Below are 8,811 nucleotides of genomic sequence, written 5' to 3'. Positions count from 1 at the left end.
TCTTCTGACGGTCGGACCAAGCAGGCACCCACCCGTGCAGCGCACCTGTCTGCCATTGCTGGTGCGCGGGTGCTGCTGGTGGACGACAACGACCTGAACCAGCAAGTAGGCGCCGAGCTGCTGAGCGGCGCAGGCCTGGTGGTGGACGTGGCCCAGAACGGACAGGTGGCGCTGGACATGCTCGCCCAAGCCCCCTACGACCTGGTACTGATGGACATGCAAATGCCCGTGATGGACGGCCTGGCCGCCACCAGGCACCTGCGCCAGAACCCGTCCTGGGCCCAGTTGCCCGTGCTTGCCATGACGGCCAACGCCATGAGCCGCGACCGTGACCTGTGCCTGGAAGCGGGCATGAACGGCCACCTGGCCAAACCCATCGACCCGGACGAACTGTTTGCTGCCCTACTGCAATGGATTGCACCCCGAGCCACCGGTGCGGACGAGGCTGACAGCGAAGGCGGAGACCTTCAGGGGCAGCCAGCAAGCGCTCCCTCCAAGTCCGACACAGCGCCCCACTCCACTGCCGCGCTTCCCGCCGATGACGCACTGCACCGCATCCCAGGGCTCGACGTGACCGCCGGCCTGCGGCGCGTGCTGGACAAACGGCCTGCCTACGAGGGCCTGCTACGCAAATTTGTGACAGGGCAAGCGCATGCGGTACAAGCCACCCGCATCGCCATGGCCGCCGGGCAGCACGACGAGGCCCAGCGCGCCATGCACACGCTCAGAGGCACGGCCAGCACCATTGGCGCTACCGCCTTGGCCGCCCTGGCGCAACGGGTGGAAGAAGCCATCGCCCAGAAGGCCTCGCCCGACTTGGTGGAGCCACTGCTTCAGCCTGTCGAAGCGGCTTGCCAGGCGCTGGTTACGGCACTACAGCAGGCCCTGCCCGCAGAAGAGGTTGCGGGCGCGGACGTTGCTCCCGGCCTGCAGATCGAAGCATCCGCCGCGCGTGAACTGGTGGCGCAGCTCGGCGCACTGCTGTCCGACGACGATTCCGACGCCATTGAAATCTTCAAGCAATCCGCCCCCACCCTGCAGGCCCTGCTGGGGCCGCTGTATGGCCAGATGAAGAGGTCGATGGACAGCTACGACTTCGTGGGGGCACTGACAGCACTGCGCAAGGCTCCCCTTGCACACAATGACAACCAGGAGGACCCGGTTCATGAATAGCCCATTCGCGCCCAGTGCCAAATGCACGGTGCTGGTCGTAGACGACACGCCCGACAACCTCTCGCTGATGAGCGACCTGCTGCGCACCGACTACAAGGTCAAACTCGCGCCCAGTGGCGAGCGTGCACTGCAGATTGTGGCGGGCGACAGCAAGCCCGACCTGATCCTGCTGGACATCATGATGCCGGACATGGACGGTTACGAGGTGCTGCGCCGCCTGCAGTTCAACCCCGACACCGAAGACATCCCCGTCATCTTCCTCACCGCCATGAGCGCAGCCGATGACGAAAGCGTTGGCCTGGAGCTGGGTGCGGTGGACTACATCACCAAACCCATCAACCCGGCCATCGTGATGGCCCGGGTGCGCAACCACCTGCAGCTCAAGCGCGCGCGCGATTTCCTGGCCCAGCACAACCATTTTCTGGAGCAGGAGGTCGCCAACCGCACCAGGGCGATGGCCGAGCTGCAGGACGCCACGATCCGCGCTATGGCCTCGCTGGCCGAAACGCGCGACAACGAAACGGGCAACCACATTCGCCGCACGCAGCACTACATGGAAGCGTTGGCCCGCGACCTTCAAAACCACCCGCGCTTCAAGGACGAGCTGACTGACGCCGCCATCGAGACCATCTTCAAGTCCGCCCCGCTGCACGACATTGGCAAAGTGGGTATTCCGGACCGCATCCTGCTCAAGCCCGGCAAGCTCACGCCGGAAGAGTTCGAGATCATGAAGACCCACACCACCCTGGGGCGCGACGCCATCATCGCGGCCGAGACGGGTACCACACAGGACAACCCGTTTTTCCGGTATGCCAAGGAGATCGCCTACAGCCACCAGGAGAAATGGGACGGCTCTGGCTACCCCGAAGGCCTGGTGGGCAACACCATTCCGCTGTCAGCGCGGCTCATGGCCGTGGCCGACGTGTATGACGCACTGATTTCAGAGCGTGTCTACAAACCCTCGTATTCCCACGAGCAGGCCGTGAAGATCATCCGCGACGGCCGGGGAAGCCACTTCGACCCTGACATGGTCGATGCCTTCCTGGCACTGTCGGAGGAGTTTCGGCGCATTGCCCAGCAGTTTGCCGATGCCGAGCCTGCAAGGCTGGCCCAGGTGGACCGCCTGGCGGCCGATTTGCCCATGGAGCGCATTGAACTGACCTCGCGCGAAGATCCTCTCTGAATGGCTGTGCCCCGCGCCGTGTCGTAGCGCAGCACTGTGGCACTGCATTCGGTGGCGCAGCAGCGCGCTCCAGCAGAAGCACGCCGCCGCGCCGGGGAACATCAAGCGCTGTGGCTGTGCCCGTCCAGGGTGGTGGTCGTTGTGCGGTGGCCATTCAGGCCCAGCTTGGCCAGCAGTTGCACATCCGCCTCCACGTCGGGGTTGCCTGTCACCAGTAGCTTGTCGCCATAAAAGATAGAGTTGGCCCCGGCCATGAAGCACAGCGCCTGCACGGCTTCACCCAGTTGCTGGCGCCCTGCCGACAGGCGCACGCGCGCCTTGGGCATGGTGATGCGGGCCACCGCAATCACGCGCACAAAGTCAAACGGGTCGATGGGCTCGCTGTCAGCCAAAGGCGTTCCAGGCACGCGCACCAGGCTGTTGATGGGCACGGACTCGGGGTACGGCTGCAGGTTGGCCAGCTGCGCAATCAGGCCCGCACGGTGCACGGGCGCTTCGCCCATGCCCACGATGCCGCCGCAGCACACGCTGATGCCTGCGCTGCGCACATGCTGCAGCGTGTCCAGCCGGTCCTGGTAGGCCCGGGTGCTGACCACATCGGTGTAGTACTCGGGGGCTGTGTCCAGGTTGTGGTTGTAGTAGTCCAGCCCGGCGTCTTTCAATGCTTTTGCCTGGTGCGATTCGAGCATGCCCAGCGTGGCGCAGGTCTGCAGGCCCAGGCCTTTCACCGCGCCAATCAGGGCGCTGACTTTTTCAATGTCGCGGTCTTTGGGCGCACGCCAGGCGGCACCCATGCAAAAGCGCGTGGCGCCCGCGTCCTTGGCGGCCTGGGCAGCGCGCACCACCTCATCCACCTCCATGAGCTTGTCAGCCTTCACGCCGGTGTCGAACTCCGCCGCCTGCGGGCAATAGCCGCAGTTCTCGGGGCAGCCGCCGGTCTTGACCGACAGCAGCGTGGCCAGCTCAACGTCGCCTGCAGGCCAGTGCTGGCGGTGAACGGTTTGGGCTTCAAACAGCAGGTCCATCAAGGGCTTGTCGAGCAAGGCCTGGATGCCTGCCACCGACCACTCACCTTGCACGACCGGCGCAGGGACGGGGCGATGGAGCTGGATGGGCTGGGGGGCGGAGAGGGTTGCGTTGGCCATGGGTGGGGTCCTTTCAAGAGCCTGCTGCTGCAAGCACCAGGTATTGCATCAGTGATCACACCAAGCGCCACCCCGGAGTCGTCAGGAGAGCCGCTGTGTATCGCTATCACCATGATTTTGAGGGAGATTTCGGCACAACTGCCTTCAACATGGTCACAAAAGGTGCCACTATTTTCAGGCGCTCAACTGTTCGGATCTCGCCGTGCGAAAACGTTAGAAAAGCCAGCTGTTGACCACTTTAGAGAGCACGTTGAAACCACAGCCAAAACCGCCAATGCAACGCGCTGACAACTGGTGGCTTTGGCTTTTATCTTGCGGCTGGCGCCCTCTCGCACGCTCCGAAGTTCGTGAAAGTTAGGCGCTTGCTGGGCACCTCTCGGACCAGACTCGGGCCACAGCGCCCGCAACCAGGCACGCCAGGGCCAGGCCATCGGCCACCACCACGCGCTACAAATGCGCATTGAAGCCGTTTGTGGACCATGCAAGCAGCAGGAAAGAAAAAATGCTGACCGCACCAACAATCAGGCCCGGCCACTGGTAGCCGGGCTTGTACGCCGCCACCAGGCAGAGCCCACCCACGATGCCGAACAACACGGCACGGTGCCGCAGCAGGATGAGCGTGTTCGGATCGGAAGGGGCCACGCCGTAGAGTCTGGCCAAGTGCTCTGAGCCGAGCACGCCGATCAAGGGAATCAGGTGGATGGCACCTGCGAGCAGCAAGGCCAGAGAAGCAATTTTTTGCATGGGCAGGTGGCACCAAAGACAAGGTGCTGCCGTTGTAGCCCCCCGCCGGGCCCGGTGACCATGACGCCCCAGGTCATGGACGCCGCGCTGTTCAGCGCCCCAGCATCTGCTCCAGCGCCTCGCGGATGGCGCGGGGCTTGTTGTCTGCGTCGTCGATGGCAGAGCAGCTCGGACTGTGCTCCACCTCAGCGCCGCTACTGCCGACGCGACCGAACAGGCGCTCGCAGTCACAACGCAGGGAGGCCAGCGTCTTGCGGGACCGCTGGTGTTTCACTTCCGCCACCCAGCAGCGGTCCGCGCAGCCACAGGACCGGTACTGCAAGGTTTCCCCCGGCCGGCCCCAGTCGAGCGGATAGGCACCGCTGCCACCAGCCGCCCCCCCCTGCCCTGCCAGGGCAAGGACCAGCAGGGCACCCAACTTGGGACCGGCTAGCAACGCGAGGCGGAGCGAACCCACGGATGCAATGGCCGGCTGCGGTGGTGGCGTTCAGCCCAGGGCAGCGATCACGTCTGCCGGGGCCTGCACCAGTTCAATCAGCACGCCCTCCCCCGCAATGGGAAACTCGTCATTGCTCTTGGGGTGCAAAAACGTGATGTCGTAGCCCGCCGCCCCCTTGCGGATGCCACCGGGGGCAAAGCGCACACCTTTGGCAGTGAGCCATTCCACCGCCTTGGGCAGGTCATCGATCCACAGGCCAATGTGGTTGAGCGGCGTGGTGTGCACGGCGGGCTTTTTCTCGATGTCCAGCGGCTGCATGATGTCCACCTCCACCTTGAAGGCACCCTTGCCCATGGCCAGGATGTCTTCGTCCACGTTCTCGCGCTCGCTCTGGAAGGTGCCGGTCTGCTCCAGGCCCAGCATGTCCACCCACAGCGTTTTCATCCGCTGCTTGTCGGTGCCGCCAATGGCGACCTGCTGGATGCCCAGGACCTTGAAGGGGCGTGGGGTCGTGCTCATGATTACTCCTGATTTGATAGCTGCCAGCGCATATTCCTCTAGCGCTATCGGCCAAAAAGACTAAAAAAGGGGCGCAAGGCCCCTCCAGATGGGCTGTCGGGCCCTTGGGATCACTGGAATTCCAGGATCACCTGATCGACCGCCAGCGACTCGCCCTTGCCCGCCACGATCTTGCCCACCACGCCGTCCTGCGCGGCGAAGAGGATGTTCTCCATCTTCATGGCTTCGATCACAGCCAGCTTCTCACCCGCCTGCACCTTCTGGCCGGGCTGCACCGCCACATCCACCAGCAAACCGGGCATGGGCGAGAGCAGGAATTTGGACAGGTCTGGCGGCGCCTTGAAAGGCATCAGCTTGTGCAGGCGGGCGCCCAGCGGCGACAGCACCAGCGCGTCGATCTGCGTGCCGTTGTGCGCAATGCGCAGCGCCAGCGGGTTCTTGCCCACACCGCGCTCCACCTGGGCAGTGAAGCCCTGACCATTGCACGCGCCCTGCACGCGGATCTGGCCCAGCGTGGCATTGCTACTGATCTGATAGCTGTTGCCGCCCACAGAGACTGAGCTAGAGCCCGATTTGTCTTCAAAGTCAGAGACCGTGACGTCGTGGTGCTGGTTCTGCCCTTCGGCGCCCAGTGTCACCACCACAAACTGCTCGCCTACTTTCACCTCGTGGCCGGCCAGCTGGCCGCTGATGCCCGAGGCGCGTGCGCGGTAGCGGCGGTGCATGAAAGCCGCCAGCGCCACCAGGAACAGCGGGTCGCTGTGCGGCACGTCTTCGGCGTGGAAGCCCTTGCCGTAGTTCTCGGCGATAAAGCCGGTGTTGAAGTCGCCCGTGACGAACTTGGGGTGTGCCAGCAGCGCGGCCTGGAACGGGATGTTGCTGCTGATGCCTCGGATCACAAAACCGTTGAGTGCTGCGCGCATCTTGGCAATTGCGTCATTGCGGTCCGTGCCGTGCACGATGAGCTTGGCGATCATCGAGTCGTAGTACATGGGGATCTCGCCGCCCTCATACACGCCCGTGTCCACCCGCACGCCCAATTTTTTGGTCGTATCGGACTGGAACATGGTTTCCTCCGGCGGCTGAAAGCGCACCAGACGGCCGGTGGACGGCAGGAAGTTGCGGAACGGGTCTTCGGCGTTGATGCGGCACTCAATGGCCCAGCCGTCGCGCTTCACGTCGGCTTGTGTCAACGGCAGCTTCTCGCCCGCGGCCACGCGGATCATCAGCTCCACCAGGTCCAGGCCGGTGATGCATTCCGTCACCGGGTGCTCCACCTGCAGGCGGGTGTTCATCTCCAGGAAGTAGAAGTCCTGGTCCTTGCCGACCACGAACTCCACCGTGCCCGCGCTCTGGTACTTCACGGCCTTGGCCAGTTGCACCGCCTGCTCGCCCATGGCCTTGCGGGTGGCGTCGCTGATGAAGGGCGATGGCGCCTCTTCGATCACCTTTTGGTGACGGCGCTGGATGGAGCACTCGCGCTCGTTCAGGTAGATCACGTTGCCGTGGCTGTCGCCCAGCACCTGGATCTCGATGTGGCGCGGTTCCTGCACAAACTTCTCGATGAAGATGCGGTCGTCGCCAAAGCTGTTGCGGGCCTCGTTCTGGCAGCTGGCAAAGCCTTCAAACGCTTCCTGGTCGTTGAACGCCACGCGCAGGCCCTTGCCGCCGCCGCCGGCCGAAGCCTTGATCATCACGGGGTAGCCAATGCCCTTGGCGATCTCCACCGCCTGCTCGGGGCCCGAGATGGCGTCGTTGTAGCCCGGGATGGTGTTGACCTTGGCCTCGTTGGCCAGCTTCTTCGATGCGATCTTGTCGCCCATGGCAGCAATCGAAAACGCCTTGGGGCCGATGAAGGCGATGCCTTCGTCTTCGCAGCGCTTGGCGAAGGCTTCGTTTTCAGAGAGGAAGCCATAACCAGGGTGCACGGCCTGCGCGCCCGTCTGCTTGCAGGCGGCAATGATCTTGTCGGCCAGCAGGTACGACTCGCGGCTGGGCGCGGCGCCAATGTGCACGGCCTCGTCGGCCAGCTTGACGTGGCGGGCTTCCTTGTCGGCGTCGGAGTACACGGCGACGGTGGCGATGCCCATCTTCTTGGCCGTTGCAATCACTCGGCAGGCGATTTCGCCACGGTTGGCGATCAGAATTTTGGTGAACATTCTCTATATCTCCTGTTCATGAGTATTTGGACTGCTTTTAGATCTAGTGCTCGCGACTCGAATCGTCAATTTCTCATTATGAATTTCCAGTACAAACCGAGAATTTTCGCCCGTAGGCCACATCTCCACAGCTGGGCCATTTTCTGTAACATCGAAATCCATTAACAACCCGGCTTCTGATTCATCAAAACGATCTTCGTCGAAAAATTCGCCTGTATCGCCGTCGAAATCTCTCACTCTAGGCTCTAAGTGCACTCGAAACGAAGAATTTTGGTTTTCTGTCGTGGCACTGCAGTTAAAAAATTTCCCCCCTGTGGAGTCCCCTACCCTTGGGCGAAAAAAATCCACATCGAATTGCACATCATCGTCGGGAGACTTTGTAGCAGGAACTTCCTTGGCGAAAATGTAATAGCGTTGCTCTTCGATATCAAAACGAGGATTTCTCGTTCTGCAATCTACGAAATCTTTTCGAAGTCGTTCAATTATTTTGAGTAAGCAATCAATTGTCGGATTATTATTATTTTCCAAATCCGATATGTATTGAGCCTCCTCAATACTCAATCCAGGCAGTACTTTTCCCATAATTGGTATCAACTCCACTCAAAGTGGAATGTTTCCGTGCTTGCGCCAGGGGTTCTCGAGCTTTTTGTCGCGCAGCATCACCAATGAGCGGCAGATGCGCTTGCGTGTCTCGTGCGGCAGGATCACGTCGTCGATAAAGCCGCGTGCACCGGCCACAAACGGATTGGCAAAACGCTGCTTGTATTCCGCCTCACGCGCGGCCAGCTTCACCGGGTCGTTCTTGTCTTCGCGGAAGATGATTTCCACCGCGCCCTTGGCGCCCATCACCGCAATTTCAGCGTTGGGCCAGGCCAGGTTCACGTCGCCGCGCAAGTGTTTGCTGCTCATCACGTCGTACGCGCCGCCGTAGGCCTTGCGGGTGATGACGGTGATCTTGGGCACGGTGCACTCGGCATAGGCGTACAGCAGCTTGGCGCCGTGCTTGATGATGCCGCCGTACTCCTGGCTGGTGCCGGGCATGAAGCCGGGCACGTCCACAAACGTGACGACAGGGATGTTGAACGCATCGCAAAAGCGCACAAAACGCGCGGCCTTGATGGAACTCTTGATGTCCAGGCAGCCCGCCAGCACCAGCGGCTGGTTGGCCACGATGCCCACGGTCTGGCCTTCCATGCGGGCAAAGCCGATCAGAATGTTCTTGGCGTACTCGGGTTGCAGCTCGAAGAAATCCCCATCGTCCACCGTCTTGAGGATCAGCTCCTTCATGTCGTACGGCTTGTTGGGGTTCTCGGGCACCAGGGTGTCCAGGCTCAGGTCCATGCGGTCGGCCGGGTCGTTGCTCTTGCGCACCGGGGCTTTTTCGCGGTTGTTGAGCGGCAGGTAGTTGTACAGGCGGCGCAGCATCATCAGCGCCTCCACGTCGTTCTC

At 62.2% G+C, this 8,811-nt stretch carries 9 protein-coding genes; 2 read left to right on the top strand and 7 right to left on the bottom strand.

Annotation, left to right across the window (positions count from 1 at the left end):
• On the top strand, positions 1–1,173 hold a 1,173-nt coding region (locus ISS20_RS21745; protein ID WP_291439483.1), incomplete at its 5' end, for a response regulator.
• Complete coding sequence (locus ISS20_RS21740; protein WP_291439481.1) at positions 1,166–2,356, top strand: two-component system response regulator; 1,191 nt, start codon at positions 1,166–1,168, stop codon at positions 2,354–2,356. The genes ISS20_RS21745 and ISS20_RS21740, both read left to right, overlap by 8 nt.
• 101 nt (positions 2,357–2,457) lie before the next feature.
• On the opposite strand, the gene bioB is transcribed toward ISS20_RS21740, so the two are convergent.
• The 7 genes from bioB to ISS20_RS21705 form a co-directional block, all read right to left on the bottom strand.
• A complete protein-coding gene (bioB, locus tag ISS20_RS21735) occupies positions 2,458–3,501 on the bottom strand; it encodes a biotin synthase BioB (protein WP_291439479.1) in 1,044 nt (347 codons plus the stop codon).
• A 447-nt stretch (positions 3,502–3,948) separates the two neighbouring features.
• The gene (locus ISS20_RS21730; protein WP_291439477.1) at positions 3,949–4,245 is read right to left on the bottom strand and encodes a phosphopantetheine adenylyltransferase; all 297 of its coding nucleotides are present in this window, start codon (positions 4,243–4,245) and stop codon (positions 3,949–3,951) included.
• A gap of 91 nt (positions 4,246–4,336) precedes the next feature.
• Positions 4,337–4,702 carry a hypothetical protein gene (locus ISS20_RS21725; RefSeq protein WP_291439476.1) on the bottom strand — a complete coding sequence of 122 codons (366 nt, stop codon included), beginning with the start codon at positions 4,700–4,702 and terminating at the stop codon, positions 4,337–4,339.
• A 30-nt stretch (positions 4,703–4,732) separates the two neighbouring features.
• On the bottom strand, positions 4,733–5,203 hold the full coding sequence (locus ISS20_RS21720; protein WP_060987719.1) for a VOC family protein: 471 nt from the start codon (positions 5,201–5,203) through the stop codon (positions 4,733–4,735).
• A gap of 110 nt (positions 5,204–5,313) precedes the next feature.
• The gene (locus ISS20_RS21715) at positions 5,314–7,362 is read right to left on the bottom strand and encodes an acetyl/propionyl/methylcrotonyl-CoA carboxylase subunit alpha (RefSeq protein ID WP_291439473.1); all 2,049 of its coding nucleotides are present in this window, start codon (positions 7,360–7,362) and stop codon (positions 5,314–5,316) included.
• A gap of 3 nt (positions 7,363–7,365) precedes the next feature.
• Complete coding sequence (locus tag ISS20_RS21710) at positions 7,366–7,944, bottom strand: hypothetical protein (protein ID WP_291439471.1); 579 nt, start codon at positions 7,942–7,944, stop codon at positions 7,366–7,368.
• Between the two features lie 18 nt (positions 7,945–7,962).
• The coding region (locus ISS20_RS21705; protein ID WP_291439469.1) for a carboxyl transferase domain-containing protein at positions 7,963–8,811 on the bottom strand (849 nt) is incomplete at its 5' end.

Origin of the sequence: Acidovorax sp. (genome assembly GCF_016783915.1) — a bacterium.
GTDB lineage: Bacteria > Pseudomonadota > Gammaproteobacteria > Burkholderiales > Burkholderiaceae_C > Acidovorax.
This window is presented reverse-complemented; position numbering and strand designations above follow the sequence as displayed.

Excerpts from the sequence above, each read along its gene's own strand:
- ISS20_RS21740 (WP_291439481.1), top strand. The coding sequence starts at position 1,166 with ATGAATAGCCCATTCGCGCCCAGTGCCAAATGCACGGTGCTGGTCGTA.
- bioB (WP_291439479.1), bottom strand. The coding sequence starts at position 3,501 with ATGGCCAACGCAACCCTCTCCGCCCCCCAGCCCATCCAGCTCCATCGC.
- ISS20_RS21730 (WP_291439477.1), bottom strand. The coding sequence starts at position 4,245 with ATGCAAAAAATTGCTTCTCTGGCCTTGCTGCTCGCAGGTGCCATCCAC.
- ISS20_RS21720 (WP_060987719.1), bottom strand. The coding sequence starts at position 5,203 with ATGAGCACGACCCCACGCCCCTTCAAGGTCCTGGGCATCCAGCAGGTC.
- ISS20_RS21715 (WP_291439473.1), bottom strand. The coding sequence starts at position 7,362 with ATGTTCACCAAAATTCTGATCGCCAACCGTGGCGAAATCGCCTGCCGA.
- ISS20_RS21710 (WP_291439471.1), bottom strand. The coding sequence starts at position 7,944 with ATGGGAAAAGTACTGCCTGGATTGAGTATTGAGGAGGCTCAATACATA.